The sequence below is a fragment of the Sphingomonas sp. BK580 genome (assembly GCF_014194975.1).
Lineage (GTDB): Bacteria > Pseudomonadota > Alphaproteobacteria > Sphingomonadales > Sphingomonadaceae > Sphingomonas.
On sequence record NZ_JACIAY010000003.1, the window covers coordinates 460,426 to 475,782 of the forward strand.

General features: G+C 65.5%; 12 protein-coding genes and 1 pseudogene. 4 read left to right on the top strand and 9 right to left on the bottom strand.

All coding sequences use genetic code 11. From position 1 onward, the window contains the following. Nucleotides 1-17 precede the first annotated feature (17 nt). Nucleotides 18-896 (bottom strand): annotated as a pseudogene (locus FHY05_RS08725) (YifB family Mg chelatase-like AAA ATPase); the annotation flags it as partial. Nucleotides 897-2,000: 1,104 nt separating this feature from the next. Between FHY05_RS08725 and FHY05_RS08730 the strand changes: the two are divergent. Continuing rightward, on the top strand, nt 2,001-2,219 hold the full coding sequence (locus FHY05_RS08730; RefSeq protein WP_183943963.1) for a hypothetical protein: 219 nt from the start codon (nt 2,001-2,003) through the stop codon (nt 2,217-2,219). 126 nt (nt 2,220-2,345) lie between these two features. On the opposite strand, the gene FHY05_RS08735 is transcribed toward FHY05_RS08730, so the two are convergent. Both FHY05_RS08735 and FHY05_RS08740 read right to left on the bottom strand, forming a co-directional pair. Further along, nucleotides 2,346-2,555 (bottom strand): hypothetical protein, encoded by a 210-nt coding sequence (locus FHY05_RS08735; protein WP_183943964.1) that lies wholly within the window; start codon nt 2,553-2,555, stop codon nt 2,346-2,348. Between the two features lie 98 nt (nt 2,556-2,653). Further along, nucleotides 2,654-2,860 (bottom strand): cold-shock protein, encoded by a 207-nt coding sequence (locus FHY05_RS08740; protein WP_132911308.1) that lies wholly within the window; start codon nt 2,858-2,860, stop codon nt 2,654-2,656. A gap of 383 nt (nt 2,861-3,243) precedes the next feature. On the opposite strand from FHY05_RS08740, the gene FHY05_RS08745 reads away from it, so the two are divergent. Both FHY05_RS08745 and FHY05_RS08750 read left to right on the top strand, forming a co-directional pair. Continuing rightward, nucleotides 3,244-3,498 carry a hypothetical protein gene (locus FHY05_RS08745; RefSeq protein ID WP_183943965.1) on the top strand — a complete coding sequence of 85 codons (255 nt, stop codon included), beginning with the start codon at nt 3,244-3,246 and terminating at the stop codon, nt 3,496-3,498. A gap of 83 nt (nt 3,499-3,581) precedes the next feature. Continuing rightward, nucleotides 3,582-3,896: a hypothetical protein gene (locus tag FHY05_RS08750; RefSeq protein WP_183943966.1), complete on the top strand. Its 315-nt coding sequence runs from the start codon at nt 3,582-3,584 to the stop codon at nt 3,894-3,896. Between the two features lie 85 nt (nt 3,897-3,981). Here FHY05_RS08750 and FHY05_RS08755 read toward each other — a convergent pair whose 3' ends face one another. The 6 genes from FHY05_RS08755 to FHY05_RS22460 all read right to left on the bottom strand — a co-directional run bounded on the left by FHY05_RS08755 (nt 3,982) and on the right by FHY05_RS22460 (nt 13,771). Next, nucleotides 3,982-4,839 carry a transglutaminase family protein gene (locus FHY05_RS08755; RefSeq protein WP_183943967.1) on the bottom strand — a complete coding sequence of 286 codons (858 nt, stop codon included), beginning with the start codon at nt 4,837-4,839 and terminating at the stop codon, nt 3,982-3,984. Then, nucleotides 4,836-5,783, bottom strand: coding sequence for a PHB depolymerase family esterase (locus FHY05_RS08760; RefSeq protein ID WP_260181407.1), 948 nt, complete (start codon nt 5,781-5,783; stop codon nt 4,836-4,838). Before FHY05_RS08760 ends, FHY05_RS08755 begins: the two co-directional genes overlap by 4 nt. Nucleotides 5,784-6,618: 835 nt before the next feature. Beyond that, entirely contained in the window at nt 6,619-7,035 is a 417-nt protein-coding gene (locus FHY05_RS08765; RefSeq protein WP_183943969.1) for a BLUF domain-containing protein, read from the bottom strand. Nucleotides 7,036-7,485: 450 nt separating this feature from the next. Beyond that, nucleotides 7,486-10,923, bottom strand: a complete 3,438-nt coding sequence (locus FHY05_RS08770; protein ID WP_183943970.1) for an acyl-[ACP]--phospholipid O-acyltransferase — start codon at nt 10,921-10,923, stop codon at nt 7,486-7,488. Nucleotides 10,924-10,964: 41 nt separating this feature from the next. Then, the gene (locus FHY05_RS08775) at nt 10,965-11,375 is read right to left on the bottom strand and encodes a DUF2339 domain-containing protein (RefSeq protein WP_409321664.1); all 411 of its coding nucleotides are present in this window, start codon (nt 11,373-11,375) and stop codon (nt 10,965-10,967) included. Beyond that, nucleotides 11,372-13,771 (bottom strand): DUF2339 domain-containing protein, encoded by a 2,400-nt coding sequence (locus FHY05_RS22460; RefSeq protein ID WP_260181408.1) that lies wholly within the window; start codon nt 13,769-13,771, stop codon nt 11,372-11,374. Before FHY05_RS22460 ends, FHY05_RS08775 begins: the two co-directional genes overlap by 4 nt. A gap of 95 nt (nt 13,772-13,866) precedes the next feature. Between FHY05_RS22460 and FHY05_RS08780 the strand changes: the two genes are divergently transcribed. Further along, nucleotides 13,867-14,481: a TetR/AcrR family transcriptional regulator gene (locus FHY05_RS08780; RefSeq protein ID WP_183943972.1), complete on the top strand. Its 615-nt coding sequence runs from the start codon at nt 13,867-13,869 to the stop codon at nt 14,479-14,481. Nucleotides 14,482-15,357: the final 876 nt, after the last annotated feature.

The window sequence follows — 15,357 nt, forward strand, 5'->3', positions numbered from 1 at the left end:
TTATCTAACGCGGTCACTCAGCTCACCGCAGCCCGCCGCCGATAGCTCAGCGCCTCGGCGACATGCGCGCGGCGGACCGGCTCGGAGCCGGCCAGATCGGCGATCGTGCGGCTGGTCCGCAGCACCCGGGTGTAGCCGCGCGCCGACAGGCGCAGCGTCGTCGCGGCCTCGACCAGCAGCGCGCGACCGGCCTCGTCGGGCGTGGCGAAGCGGTCGAGCCGGTCGCCCTCGAGCTCGGCGTTGGTGCGCAGCCCGGTGCCGGCGAGCCGCTCGCGCTGCACCTCGCGCGCGGCGGCGACCCGCGCGCCGACCTCGGCCGAGCCCTCCGCCGCGGGCGGCAGCGCCAGCTCGAGCGCGGTCAGCGCGGCGACCTCGACGTGCAGGTCGATCCGATCGAGCAGCGGGCCCGAGACGCGCGCCTGATAGTCGAGGCCGCAGCGCGGCGCGCGTCCGCACGACAGCGCGGGGTCGCCGAGATGGCCGCAGCGGCACGGGTTCATCGCCGCCACTAGCTGCACCCGCGCGGGATAGGTCACGTGCGCGTTGGCGCGGGCGATGCTGACGGTGCCGCTCTCGAGCGGCTGGCGCAGCGAGTCGAGTACCGCGCGCTGGAACTCGGGCAGCTCGTCGAGGAACAGCACGCCGTTGTGCGCCAGGCTCACCTCGCCCGGTCGCACGCGCAGCCCGCCGCCGGTCAGCGCCGCGATGCTCGCCGAATGGTGCGGGGCGCGGAACGGGCGCACGCGCGTCAGCGCGCCGCCCGCGAGCGTCCCCGCGACCGACTGGACCATCGACACTTCCAGCGCCTCGGCCGAGTCGAGCGGCGGCAGGATGCCAGGCAGGCACGCCGCCATCAGCGACTTGCCCGCGCCGGGCGGGCCGACGAACAGCAGGTTCGATATGGCTACACCGGTGCTGTGAGCTGCGCTTTGTGGGTCAGAATGCGTCTCCCCCTGTTCTTCTAACGAGGTGACAAAGACCCAAAACCGGTCACTCAGGGCCGCCCGCCGATCGCCCAACTCCGGACGCTTGTTCAGGTTGAACCTTAGCCTGTTTTTATCGGCTTCTCGCGGCGAGCAGCGAAAGTAAGGCTCACCTCGGCGACATCAGTACAGGCTTTTTGCCCTTCGCCTTTCCACTCTAACCTCCCTCCCCAGCGCCTCACGGGTAAGGTCATTTCGGCGCCTTTACGCTCTTGCCAAAAGTCCTTGCATGCACTTTCGTATAGGCTCATGGTTCAACGATCGCTGACATTCGCTTCGTAAGCGTCGGCGGCTGAGAGACAGCGAGCTCCCGCTTACGCGCGGAGTGACGTATATGGACCTCCTCGAACTGCCCCTGACGATCAAGTGCGGCCTGCAATGATTTGGCTACTACTCGTCCTAAGCGTCATCTGGATCATGCCCAGTGCGCTGATCATTATGCTCTATCTCAGCTCTCTAGCGTCGCCGCGTGCACGTGGCTGGCTGCTACGTAAGCTGGTTTCGTGATGGTGATTGCGACTGCCGTCGCTCATCGGCGATGGACGCAAACGGATATAACCGCGCTCCGGCGCGGCATTCTCGCGGGACATGGAACTAGCTCAAGCCGTGGGCCGCGATCTTGCCGATCTTTCGCGGATGGCCGGACGTCTGAATCTGACTCGGCCGCGCTGAGTCGACCTGAGGTCCCTGACCTGAGCCTTTCGCGTCTAATGCCATTCGAGTGTGCGCAGCATGAGGACCCTTCGAACGAGGGCCACTACGGCACTTAATCCAGATCGAGGTTCAAAGCTTGTTTGATAGCGGCGTGGATCGATGAATGTCAGCTTCTTTGGATGTCTTTGCTCCCAAAACCACTCAAATCGGCGGCCGAGTACCGCAGTGATGCCGAGCGATGCAGGCGGCTAGCAGTTGGAGTAGGTGAGCGAGACGCTGCGTTGATGATGACCCTAGCTGCGACCAACGACCAACGCGCAGCCCAAGCCGACGCAAGTGAACGTTTTCTAGAAGCGCAACGCCATGTTCCAGAACATTCAAACGGGTCGGAAAGAAGGCGAAGCCATGAAGAGGAGTGAGCAAGAGCTTCTGAAAGCACGGCTTAATGCCGCTAATCGCGATCATCAAGCAGACGCACACGACCGTCGGGTTGAGCACAATCCGACGCGCTACGATACCGAAGGTCAGGCTCTCCCGGCGACGATCCAGCAAAGGGACGCAAAGCCCGGTTTCGTCGATTGAAAACTATTTGGCAATACGTGCTCGGCGACGATCAGCCTAGCGAGCGATCAGCTCGCCCATTTAGGTGACGTAAAAAGTGACAAGCACCATGGACCTCAGAAATTTGCCTATTGGCCGTTCGTCTACCTATTTGGCGGCGAATTCCCCAGCAACCGCACCATGATGCTTCTTTGCGAAAACTCGAGCAGCGTGAGCGCTCTCAAAGCTCTCCGGCTGAAGCGTCGACGTGACGACCGGATAATGCTGGGAGTTGTATCGAACCTGCCGCAGCGTAAGCCGGAATGCACCTTCGTCATCCTTGGCGATCAAAAATGGCTTGGGGATGCTTCTCGACATGCCTCGTGCCTCCAGGTGGACGGGTGGATATAGAAATCGCAGACTGACGCGTCTCACACGCACTCAGGTAGCCGGGCTGTCGCCCGGCCACGAGCTTCCTAGGCATCCTGCAGGTTCACCGCGGACGCCTTACCCCGTCGATCAGTCTCAAGTTCGTAACTGACCCGCTGATCCTTGTTGAGCGTCGGCATGCCTGCACGCTCGACAGCCGAGATATGAACAAAGGCATCGTCGCCGCCACTCTCTGGCGCGATAAATCCATAGCCCTTGTCGTTGTTGAAGAACTTGACGGTTCCAATGATCATAGCAATGTCCTGCCCAATCGTTGACGGGCATGCGCCAAGAGCGGCGCATCCCGGCCTCAGTGATGCTAGAAAGGGACAAGGAGGCGACGACGTCAGCTCGTATATCCGTCACACGCGACGTCAGCTTTTTCTATATAGGCTTATCAGCGTGGAATGGAAGTGGAAATCGACCTTGGAACTTACGTTTTTATGTACGCCCAGATCTCTCGGCAGAGACCTAGATCTGACCACTAATATTTCTGACGCTGTCGCAGGCGTCGACATCGTGCGAACCCTTGTGGAAAGCACGCCAGATCGCCATGTTCCGTTGACCGGTGGTACGTACGCGGTAAGCGCCACCGGCTGAGAGTCGCAGCGCTCCCGCTTACGTGTGGAGAATAGCGATGGATCTCATCGAATTGCATCGGCGCCAGCAGATCTCAGTCGGCATGGCCGCAGCTGCGATCACGCCGGAGGCACGATCGTCGCATAGCCGACTTGCCTCGGGCTATGCCGCTCGCATCAAGAAGCATGATGCGAGTGCTGAGGAGCGTTTCTCGGCCATACGGGCGAATGAGCAAGTGCGAAACTGGCGTGCTGATCATGCCGGTAAGCTTATTGCCAATGAGAATGCGGCCGGGGCGTCGCCTACATCGTGAGACCGTCTCATTTGTTGAGGCGAACAATTGGTACTTCGGCATAATAATCCGCCGCATACGAGAGCAGCAGGAGGTAAGGGCCGATGCCGGGTCAAGTGACAGTCATGGCCTATGGCGGGCCGGCCGCCGGCACACTGGTATCGCTGGATGAAGGCGTCCTCCGCTACGTCGTCTATGACGAGCGCATCACAGCACCTTTCGTCGCTCCCCACCAACAGGCGCCTGCCATGTCACAATTCCCGTACCTGCTCGTACATACATCCGACGGCATCAACGCGCTCGTTCCAGAACGCGACAATGATTTGCTGCTGGCGTTTCAGCAGAGTGCCGCCAGTCATGGCGCGAGAGAGAGCGACGTACTCTCGGTCGAGGTACAACGTCGAGGCCTTGATTTCTGAGGCGCTGCGCCGAGCGCTCGTGGGCTGCTCATTCACTCGACTAATGTTCTTTTTTACGGACTGGGCAACGCCAAGGCTACATAGTTCATGCACTGGCGTTCACGGAAACGCTCGCCTCCATGCCGACGAAATCAGCGGCTTCGCCTAAAAAGCCGCCGACTACAGGCAGCACTGCTTCACTGGTCACGCCGACCGCGGTCGCGACCAGCCCGGCGCTGCCCAGTCGACGCTGGGTAGGGTCGAACGCGATCCAGCCGGCGCCGGGCAGGAAGACTTCGCACCAGGCATGGGTCGCACCGACGTCGTAGGCCACGCTCCCGGGGTCGAACAGGTAGCCCGACGCCGCCCGCGCGGCGAAGCCCAGCCGCCGCGCCGCCCACAGGAACAGCGCCGCCAAGTCGCGGCACGAACCGCTGCGCAGCGCAAGGGTAAGCGAAGGCGGTTGGGTGCCTTCTTCGTCACGGGTACGATACGCAATAAGGGTGCCAACAGCCTCGTTGAGCGCGTTCAGCAGCATCAGAGCATCGTCGGGCGCGGTCGCGCGAAAGCCGGCGAGCCACGCTGCCGCCGCAGCGTCACCCCCTGCCCCAGAATCGAGCAGTCCGGCGCCGAACAGCGCCAGATCGCCGTTTGCGTAAGCGAATGGATGACGAAACGCGGACGGGTCGAGCCGGAAGATCGGATAGGGGTCAGCGGTATGGAGCACGTCATGCTCGGCGAGGATCGTCAGCGTCGGTGCCGCGTCGGTGATCAGCGCTAGCGCAACCGTGTTGCCCGCAGCGTCCTCGCTCCAGACCAGTTCGGACGCGGGGTCGATCGTCACGATCGAAGAAACTGTAGTGACGTCGCGGCCCGACCTCGGGGTGATCAGAAGGCGATGGTCGAGAAAATGGACTCGTCGGGCATAGCGGTAGACGGTGCGATGCCGGATGTGCAGCCTCACCGCCTGAGCAGCCCGGCGGCGAGCAGCGCGTCGTTGATCGTCGTCGCCGGGTCGAAGCGCGCGGGCGACGCAGGCGCGGTGACGGGCGTCTCTATCGCTAGAGGCGACGCAACAGCCGGAACGATGCCCCACGCGGCCGCGATGCGGTAGGTGGAGGAGATGCCAGCGTCGAGCATGTGCGGCCCGGGCGTGCCGCACGCCTCGTCACCGCGGGTCGCTAGCGGGGTGCCGTGTCCCATGCCGGTAATCACGTACTCCTCGACCACTATGCGGCCGTCGGCGTCGTGCCAGCCCCGATGGACGCATCCCGCTACACGCTTGGTCGTGTCGGGTTCGCCAACGCCGTGAAGCCCACGCCACTGCTCGACAATCATCGTGGCGTTGACCACGTCGACCGTCGTGTCGCTGCTGCCGTGCCAGACCGACACGGTGGGCCACGGTCCGCGATGCGACGACGCCGCGCGTACCCGGTTGGCGAGATTTGCACGATCATGGCCTCGGCCGCGCATTCGCTCCAGCGCCGCGGGCACTCCGCAGGCGGTGCCGAACGGCAGCCCGGCGATGATCGCTCCGCCGGCGAAAAGCTCGGGATGGCAGGCCAGCATCGCCGAGGTCATCGCCCCGCCTGCCGACAGGCCTGTGACGAACACTCGCGCGGGGTCGAGCCGGTGGCGCTCGACCGCGAAAACGACCATCTCGCGGATCGACTCGACCTCGCCGCTACCGCGCCGCGTGTCCTCGGGCGAAAACCAGTTGAAGCAGAGATGAGGGTTGTTCGCCCGCTGCTGCTCTGGAAACAGCACGGCAAAGCCGAACCGATCAGCGAGCTCAGACCAGCCCGAGCCGTGGTCGTAGCTTGCGGCAGTCTGCGTGCACCCGTGAAGCACGACGACCAGCGGCGAGCCGGCTGGGAGCCCCAGTGGGACGTGCAGCAGCGCGCGCAAAGCACCGGGATTGCTCCCGCTACTCTCCATCGAGGCGAGATGCCTGTGAGGTCCGCCCGCACGATCCATAGGCCGCAGCGGCTTCTTCAAACGAGCGATCGTGTCAGAAATCGAGCGCATACCAAGCCCCTAGCCGGCAGTTAGGAGCGACAGACCTGCGATGCGACTGCCGCGCACGCGGCCTTTGTGCGTTGCAGCGTAGATGGGTTGCCCGCAATGATCCTGCAAGAAGACTGACAGATGGTGCCGGCACAGCGTGTCCCTGCGAACGCCTTCAACGCCGCAGTCCATCGACGCGGGGACCGTATTGACGCGGCGCTCCCGCCGGCGCTTACCTAGCCGCACGTTGCGTCATTTGCCCCATCGTACCAAGGATCAAGTGCCTGACTTTAGCGCCTTCGAGTCGCCGTGAAGGTTCGGTGTTTCGTTCAGCTCTGAGCGCCCGTACCTTCGCGTCGTCTCTGAGTCTGCTGCTGACGTGAGGTGCGACAAACCCTTGACAGATGCAGCCATCCTCTCGGGTTTTTGGGCGAGCCGCGATCAAACCAGGCGCGCCGCGTCCGTTTGGTAGCTTGCCGGCAGCTTGCTCGCCTCTCAGTGAGGCGTACCTACTGCTGCGGCTTTCTCGCCGCGCCTTGAGCTACGGGGTTCACGCTATCCAGCTTACCCAGAAGGTCGTCGAACACGGCGTCGTTTGGGACCGGAAACAGCCGCTTGAAGCCTTTTCCTAGGACCGCCACATCCTCCTCGGTCAACAATCCAACCGCTACTATCCGCTCAGACGTCACACTGATCTCCCGTCGGTGTACCAACCATCCGACGCTAGTTCAGTGCCTTAGCCGGCTTTTCGATCTGAGCCGCTGGTGTCCCGAAAAAAGTAGTGGTGCAGATCAGGAGAGAACCGCTCGAGCCGCCGACGCAGGCGCCAGATGGCTTCATCCGAGGGGTGCTCAGGGTCGCACAATTCCATGCTCCAGTAGGCGAAATCGCGCTCCGCCACCTCACGATCGCTGATGACCGTTAGGCTGTGATGTCGCGGGTCAGTCATGACCCTGGCGAAGGTGGCATCAACGCTCGTCGCTGGGCCTTCAAGCACCTGGAGGAACGAGTGACCATCGAAAAACATCACGCCAGTGATGCCATCCATGCCGTTGTTCCGCTTTGCGGAGGCGACGATTTGATCGATGTCCACGTCCAGACCGTCTGCAGCCTGGCTATGGTAGAAAACCTGGCGAAGAGGGTCGTCCTGCACGAAGTGCTGATAGCCTCTGCATTCGCGCGCGGCAAGCGGCCGCCACCTTCAGCGCCAGCGCCGCCTGGCCAAATCGGTGATAGTGCTGAGGCGCCGTGGCAGGCCGGCAGGCTGCCAGACGGTGCGCTCGAGACGCTGGCCCGCCGTTTTCCGACACCTTCGCCTTTTTCGCCGCGGTGCTCCGCGTGCGCGCTGAAGTGGCAGGGGTGGTCTCATCGTCCTCGGCAACCCGCCCGTTGTGGGCAAATCCTTGATGCCAGCGTCACTTCGCCGCGACGGAGCGTCTGAAAGTCTTAGCTCAAGACTAAGCAATAAGGGTGCAGACCCATTTCCGGTCATTCGTGCGCCACTTGCAGCTGCCCGCTTTCTGCCATTCGTTAATGTGAGTGGACCGGTACGCTCGCGAACCACGCCACGTGGAACGACCACTCGTTGCCCGCTACGCCCCGATCATACCGTCTCCTCATCGGCTGTGTCCGCCCAATCGGTGCGCCCGAGAGCCGCGGCACGGGCGGTCATCGTGACATAGTCGAGCTTGCCTGTGCCCAGGACCGACAGCGCATCGACGAGGCGGACGTCCTTCGGCACGGACAATTCGGCGATGCCGTTCGCGCGAGCCCACTGCTGCAGGGCGCCGGCGGTCGCCTCCGAATAAGTGGTGAACAGCACGAGCTGCTCGCCCTTGCGAGCATCTGGTCGCGTCACCACCGCATGCTCGGCAATCGGCCAGAGCCGGGCGGCATAACCCTCGACGGCCGGCAACGACACCATCTCGCCGCCGATCTTGGCGAAGCGCTTGGCCCGCCCCTTGATCGTCACGAACCCTGCGGCATCGATTGTCACGATGTCGCCGCTGTCGTGCCAGCCGTCTTCGGGCGGCTGAAGCAGGCCGGGCGCATCCGCCTTCAGGTAACCCGCCATGATGTTCGGTCCACGGATCGACAGCCGCCCTCCTTCCTCGATGCCGGGCACCGGCTCGATCTTCGCCTCGACGCCGGGCAGCAGGCGCCCGACGCTGCCCGCCTGAAAATGCATCGGCGTGTTGACCGCGATCACCGGCGCTGCCTCGGTCGCACCGTAACCCTCCAGGATGCGCAGCCCGAACTTTTCGGCATAGGTCCGCCGCGTCTCGTCGCGGACACGCTCGGCGCCGGCGAAGATGTAACGCAGCGAATAGAAGTCGTAGCCGTGCGCCATCCGCGCATAGCCCGACAAGAAGGTGTCGGTGCCGAACAGGATCGTGGCATTGGCATCGTAGGCGAGCGCCGGGACGATCCGATAGTGCAGCGGGCTCGGATAGAGCAGCGTCTTCACCCCCGACAGGATCGGCAGCAGAGTGCCGCCGGTCAGGCCGAAGCTGTGGAACACGGGCAAGGCGTTTAGCACGACGTCGGCGGAGTTGAAGTCGATCCGTGCCGACAGTTGCAGGCAGTTCGACAGCAGGTTGCGGTGGGTCAGGACGACGCCCTTGGGCAGCCCTTCCGATCCGCTGGTGAACAGGATCACCGCCGGCGCGTCCGACTTGACGCCGAAGCGGCGATGCCGGCGCCCGGCCCAGCGCGTCGCGATCAGGGCGCGCAGCTTGGCGAACGTGCCGATGCTCGCGCCCAGATCCTCCAGAAGGATGATGCGAAGCTTGTCCGCCGCCAGCCCGTCCACTACCTCGCCGAGCTTCGCCTGCTGCACGAAGGCGCGTGCCGTCACGATCGTGCGGACCTGTGCTGCGGTGCAGGCCGCCTTCAGATTGGCGAGGCCCGCCGTGTAGTTCAGCATCGCCGGCACGCGGCCGATGCCCTGCAGCGCGAAGAAGGTCGCGGCGACGGCGCTGACGTTCGGCAGCAGCACGCCGACCGCCTCGCTTGGCTGCGTCGTCGCTGCCAGGGGGCGGCCAAGCGCGATACTGCCGGTCACCAGCCGGGAATAGCTCATCGGCTCGCGCTTCACGTCCTCCACCACCGGCCGCTTCGCACCGTGGATGTCCTTGGCGTCGAGCAGCGCCTGATACAGCGTGCGGTCGACATCCGACGTCGCGAAGATCATGTCGCTCATCACGTCGTACAGTTTCGCGCCCGCCGCCGCCCGGCGCTGGCGCGCCGTGTCGCCTTCGACCTGGAAACGCCGCGGCGGCAGGATCGTCAGGTCGATCTTCGGAAAGGCGCGCAGCCGCACCTTGCCCTTGAGACGCGAGAAGCGCGTGAATTGCGCACCGGCGATCCGCACCGGTACGATCGGCGCATCGGCATTGTCGGCGACCATGCCGGGGCCGTCGAATACCTTCATCAGCGCGCCCGTCACCGTGATGCGCCCTTCCGGAAAGATCACCAGCGTGCGACCCTCGCGCACCGCTTTGACCATCGCCTTCGCCGCCATCGGATTGGTCGGATCGACCGGAAAGGCGTCGAACATGCCGAGGAACGGCTTGATCCACCATGCCCTGGCGATCTTCGTCGCCACCGCGAAGGTCGGCTTGCCGGGCAGGAACGCCGCAAGCAGAAGGCCGTCGAGGAACGAGACGTGGTTGACGACGACCACCGCGCGCTCGCCCGGCTGAGGCATGTTTTCCGCGCCACGCACGTCGACACGGTAGAACAGCACCAGCAGTCCGCGGACCAGCGCCTTGAACACCGTCTCCGGCAGCAGCCAGCACGAGATCAGCGCAATCGTCAGCGTCGCGAACCCCATCGCGCCGATGATCCCCGGAACACTGGTGCCAAGCTTCAGCAGCCCGGTGACCACGACCACCATGACCACCGTGACGAAGGCGTTGACGACGTTGTTCGCTGCGATGACCCGCGAGCGTTCCGCCGGATCGCTGTGGACCTGAAGGATCGCGTAGAGCGGCACGATGAAGATGCCGCCCGATATCGCCAGCCCGACAAGTCCGAACAAAATCGGCCAGCTGCCCGACATTGACAGGAACGCGGCGACGTCGGCGCCCGGGTGAACGACGGCGAAGCTGCGCGTCGCCAACCACAACTCGACGAGGCATGCGGCCATGCCCAGCGCCGCCATCGGCACGAAGCGCGCCGACACCTCGCCACCGAGCAGCTTGTTGACGATCAGCGACCCCAGCGCGACCGACACCGAGAAGACGAGCAGGAACAGCGTGACGACGCCCGCGCCTGCGCCCAGCGTGCCGCTGACCAGCGGCGCGAACTCTGACAGCAGGATCGCACCGACCGAGAAGAACCAGCTGATGCCCAGTATCGCCAGCCACACGCCACGGCCGGAACGGGCGGCGGACAGGATTTCCATCGTGCTGCGCCATACGTTGCGCTCGATCGGCAGGTCGGGCGCGGCCGCCGGCGCGCTCGGCACGGCAAGGCTGGCGACGAAGCCGAGCACCGCGACGGCGACCGCGACCATCCCTGCCGCCCAAACCGGGATCAGCCCGCCTGCCAGCTGGCCTGCCAAGATCGCCAGGAAGGTACCCGCTTCAATCAATCCGGTACCGCCCATCAATTCGTGGAAGCCGAGCTGCTGCGGCAGGATCGAATATTTCACCGGGCCGAAGATCGTCGAGTGAATGCCCATCAGGAACAGACAGCCGAGCAGCACCGCCACCGACTGGAACCAGAAGCCGCACAGCGCGAGCAGCATGATGCCGACTTCCGCCGCCTTGACCGCGCGCACCAGCACCGCCTTGTCCCACTTGTCGGCGAGTTGCCCTGCAAGGCCCGACAGCAGGAAATAGGGCAGGATGAAGAGCCCCGTCGCAACGGTCGCCAACATCTCGGCACGCGCGGGCGCCGCCGCATAGAGCGTGAAGTTGGCGAGGAAGAGCATCGCGAACTTCAGCAGGTTGTCGTTGAACGCGCCGAGGAACTGGACGGCGAACAGCGGCGCGAAACGGCGCTTGCCCAGCAATGACAGATCTGGTGCGGACATAGTTGCAATTCCCCTTGATACGAGGCGATAGCGTTGATTTCTTAACGGGAAGCGTCGGGCAAATACCGGCTGTAAAGCCAGCCGACCCCGATCAGGCTGAAGCCGAGCGCGGCGAACGAGGCGATCCGGGCCAGCCCGTCCAGCCCTGCCGCGTCGAACAGGAAGACCTTGGCCACCGCGATCAGCATCAGCGCCAGGCTGGCAAGCCGCCAGTCCCGCGCCTGCCGGCGGATACCGATCCCCAGAAACGCTCCCGCCAGCACCAGCGCCAGGATCGAGCGCGCGATCTGCTCTCCGGCGTCGGTGCCCGTCCAGAGCGGCATCGGCGCATGGCTCGCCTGACGCAGTAGCGTGAAGGCGGCAACGACGATCACCCCCATCAGCGCCCCGTCGCGCACCCGGCCCGTACCCGGCACGATACGGGGCGTCGCCCAGAGGATCGCCCCGATCACGGCATAGGAGAGCGCCAGCCAGGGTCCGGCATGCTGAAGCACGACCAGCGGATTGAGGACCAGCCCGGTGAACCACAGGCCATGCGCCAGCGCCGCTGCCCCCAGCACCGGCGCCGCGTCCCGCACGCCGAGACGCCGAGACGCCAGGCGCCGACGGCGGCCAGCGCCAGCAGCGTCTCCCACAGCGCGTCCGCCATCGTCGTGCGCGCGACGAAGCTCGCCTCGCCGTCGATTCCGACCGCATGCTGAAGCGCGACATGCACGGTGATGCCCAGCAGAGCCCCCCCAACCCCGATTTCGGCGCGGCGCACCTCGGCACGCTGCGGCAGGAGCAACGCCGCCGCGAGGAGCGCGGCGCCGGGGCACGCCAGCCGCAATGCCGTGTCGAGCAAGGCGGGCCAGTCGCCGGCCGGGACCATCGCGCCGCTCGCGGCGATCACGGCGGTGCGTGCCCATGCGAGCGCCGGCATCACCGACCAGCCGAGCGCGATGCACGCCGCCGCCACGCTCGCCGGCAGCACGGCGACGCGACGCGTCATCGCGAGTCCCGTCAGCAGCGCCGCCGCCACGAGCGGCATTACCGTGGCCGGCACCAGCTGTGCCGCCGCAGCATAGCCGAGGGCGACCGTTGCCGGCTGGATCACCGTGGCGCGCAGCCCGCGCGATCGCACCGCCATGCCGGCCGCGACGCATGCCGGCACGATCCAGGACGCAAAGTCGCCGTCCCCCGCCCCGCCGAACGCGCGGCCGAGGCCCGGGTCGATCCCCAGCACCGCGAGGGTCGCCGCACCCAGGGCCGAAGCGGCGCGCTCGATCCGCCGGTCGCCGGCCCGATCGGCCAGTGCCATTATCCCGGCGCAGAGCAGCGCGGCCACCGACGCCCACGCGGCCAGGGGCAACAGCTGCACGGCCGCCAGCGCGGTCAGTCCCGCCGCGGTGATCACCAGCGTCGCGAAGCGCGCATCATCGGCGCGGCCGGCGACGCGCCACCCGCGTGCCGCCACACCGGCCGCCAGCGCCACGCCGACCAGCGTCACGACAGCCGCGTGGAAGTGCAGCGCCGGCAATACGCCGATCGCGACCGCGACCGCCGCCACCATCGGTGCATCGACCGGGCGCGCGTCCTGACGCCACACGCGCAGTGCGGCAGGCACCGCATGGATCGCGACCAGGGCGACGAGCAGCGCCGTCATCTCCCAGCCGCTCGGCGACGGCCAGGCGCAGCCGAGCAGGAGCGCCACGCCCAGCGCCAGCGCAGGCAGGTCGACGAAGATCGCCTCCCGCCGCGACAGCCACAGGATTGCGACGGAGATCAGGCCGAACAAGCCCCAGTGCAGGGGTGCGAAGCCGCCCAGTGCGACCAGAGCGGCAAGCTGCGCGCAGCCCAGCGCGCTCGACGCCGCCCGCAGCAGCGCGGCACGCTCGCCCGTGAGCAGCAGCGGCAGCGCGATAGCCAGCGCCAGCGTGTAGAAACCGACCGTTAGCGCCGCGGTGAGATCGAGCGCGCCGCCGAGGATCAGCATCGCCCCCCAGCCAAACCCGCCGGCCAGCGCCAGCGCCCCCAGCCACCACCAGCGCTGCTGCCGCCCCAGCGCGCACAATCCGCCGACCGTCAGCGCGAGGTACAGCGTCAGCAGCGGCACGCTCGGCTCGCCGGCACCGACCAGCGTCGGCGCCGCCAGGCCGCCGGCCAGCCCGAGCAGCGCGCTCGGCGCACCGAAGCGCACGGACAGCGCGCTGGCGAGCACGGTCACCAACACCATTGCGGCGAACGCCGAGCCTGGACCGATCAGGTTGTACAGATGAGCCGAAGCCAATATCACCGCATAGAGCGTCGCGATGCCGGCGCCCGCCAGCGACTGGCGCACGCGCGGATCGCGGATCGACGCGTCGCGGCATAACGCGAGTTCCGCGCTGCCAATCAGCCCGGCGCCAAAGATCAGCCCGAACACGACCCGCACCCACGGCGACAGCAGCCCCGCCTCGATCGAATACCGAACGATCAGCACGCCTGCGACCGCCAGCGTCAGCCCGCCCGCCCAGATCGGTAGCCGCCGGCCGAACACATCCTCAAACCTCGATGACGACGGCGCTGGGACGTCCTGCCGTTCGGCCTCCCATTCATCCGCGACCTCGAAAGGTGGCTGCGGGCGTTCAATTATGGGAACACGCACCGCAGCTAAAGAACCGAATTCTGGCTCAGGGGCGGGACGCACGACAGCGGCCCGCTGGAGCGCGGGTGACCGGATCACCTCAACGCTCTCGTTCGGCAAGTCCGATGCCACCAGCGCCTGCCCTGCGGCCTCCAGCATTTCGATGCGGTCGCGCAGGTGCCGCACCTCCTGCCAGAGCAGCGCGAGAGCCACGGAACAGACGATCAACAGCAGCAGCGACATCGCCGACCTCCTCGATTCGGCTGACGATATCACAAACTGAGCATCGCTCAATATAAGAAATAGACAGTGCTCAATTTGTGACGTACATCCATTCCATGGGACGCCGATCCGACCATAGCCGTGCCGAGCTCGAGGAGCTGATCCTGTCAACCGGATCGACTCTGATCGCAGAAACCGGACTCGCCGGTTTCTCGGCGCGCGAGGTGGCGCGCCGGATTGGCTATTCCATCGGCACGATCCACAACGTCTTCGGCACCGCCGACCGGTTGGTGGCGGCGATCAACACGCGCAGCTTCAAGGATTGGGCGGCGTCGCTACGCGAGCGGCTGAATGCTGTCGGTCCGGACGGCGATCGAATCGCAGCGCTGGTAGATGGCTATTTCGGCTTCGCGCGCGAGCACCCGCATTTGTGGACCGCGATCTTCGATCACCGCCTGCCCCCTGATGGTGGACTGACCGAGGCGGACGAGACCGGCCGGGCGTTGTTGACCCGAATCGTCGTTGAGGAGATCGCGCGTGCCGTTGGCTGCGAGGTCGATGACGAGGTCGCCGCCTTGTCGCGCTCGCTCATCGCCACAGTCCACGGTCACTGCTCCTTCGCGATCAGTGGTGCTTGGGCCCTGATGGGCGAAGCAGCGCCAGAAGCGGCCGCGCTCGCGCGCGTGCGGGAGGCACTCTCAGCATGGGACGTGTGCCTTACACAGTCTTGAGCTTCGGAAGCGTGTACGTCCGCATCGACCGCGATAGTCGATCAGCCGCTAGCATCTGCAGAAAGCGGCCGGCGGGCAACGCGCCCTCACCCGTGGTCCTCTCTGCTCAAGACCCAAAAGACGACATTCAGCCGTCGCTCCGCGCGCCCCACCTTAAGACATCCGTTCATGTTCGTCCCACGCCTCCACCAGCAACGGGGGATAAGGCGAAGAGTGGGGCTTCGCCGACGTCCCAACTTACATTGCCGAATGGCAGGTCCTGCTGAGCGCGGCTAGCAATAGAGCGCTGCAATGTAGGCGTCTTCGGTCGCTGGGCTACGCGATTGGCTTACCGCCGGCGCAGTGGCTCCGCGCTAGGCAAGATGCCGGCACACCCGCGGTGGCCCTCTACGACGCTTCGTCGGAGGTTTCCATCATGTAGCAGTAGATGCATACGCCAGCGCTACCGGCCGGTGCAGCCTCGCATCTGACACAAAGTCCGTTAGTCAAAAGCAGCTCCGAGTAGAGGTCGCGAGGCGGTGTAAGGCTAATTTTCGATGAGCCGTTCGAGGGCACCTTGGTCGGCGGTTTCTGCGGCGTTCCCCTTTTCTTGGCGGTACGCCACTCTTTAGCCTGTCGCTTGAGTCGAGAGACAGACCTCGATTTCGTTCGCGCTGCCGACGTCGGAGCCGCCGTGCGGCTCAGCGCGGCCGCGGGGCCCCGGAACTTGGAACGCATGGTTCTCTCCCTGCTCACGGCGTACGATCACAGCGGCGCCTTGAGGTCGCACGCCTCGCAGGTACGACGGAGACGAGGACGAGCACCCTTGGTTCGCGGCGGGATGCGCTCCTCGAGCGCCAATCGGGCGGCGGCTCGTCGCGCTGGCACTCCGCTTGC

Coding starts and splice junctions, on each gene's coding strand:
- FHY05_RS08735 (WP_183943964.1), bottom strand. CDS start 2,555: ATGTCGAGAAGCATCCCCAAGCCATTTTTGATCGCCAAGGATGACGAA.
- FHY05_RS08750 (WP_183943966.1), top strand. CDS start 3,582: ATGCCGGGTCAAGTGACAGTCATGGCCTATGGCGGGCCGGCCGCCGGC.
- FHY05_RS22460 (WP_260181408.1), bottom strand. CDS start 13,771: ATGTCGCTGCTGCTGTTGATCGTCTGTTCCGTGGCTCTCGCGCTGCTC.
- FHY05_RS08770 (WP_183943970.1), bottom strand. CDS start 10,923: ATGTCCGCACCAGATCTGTCATTGCTGGGCAAGCGCCGTTTCGCGCCG.
- FHY05_RS08745 (WP_183943965.1), top strand. CDS start 3,244: ATGGATCTCATCGAATTGCATCGGCGCCAGCAGATCTCAGTCGGCATG.
- FHY05_RS08740 (WP_132911308.1), bottom strand. CDS start 2,860: ATGATCATTGGAACCGTCAAGTTCTTCAACAACGACAAGGGCTATGGA.
- FHY05_RS08780 (WP_183943972.1), top strand. CDS start 13,867: ATGGGACGCCGATCCGACCATAGCCGTGCCGAGCTCGAGGAGCTGATC.
- FHY05_RS08730 (WP_183943963.1), top strand. CDS start 2,001: ATGTTCCAGAACATTCAAACGGGTCGGAAAGAAGGCGAAGCCATGAAG.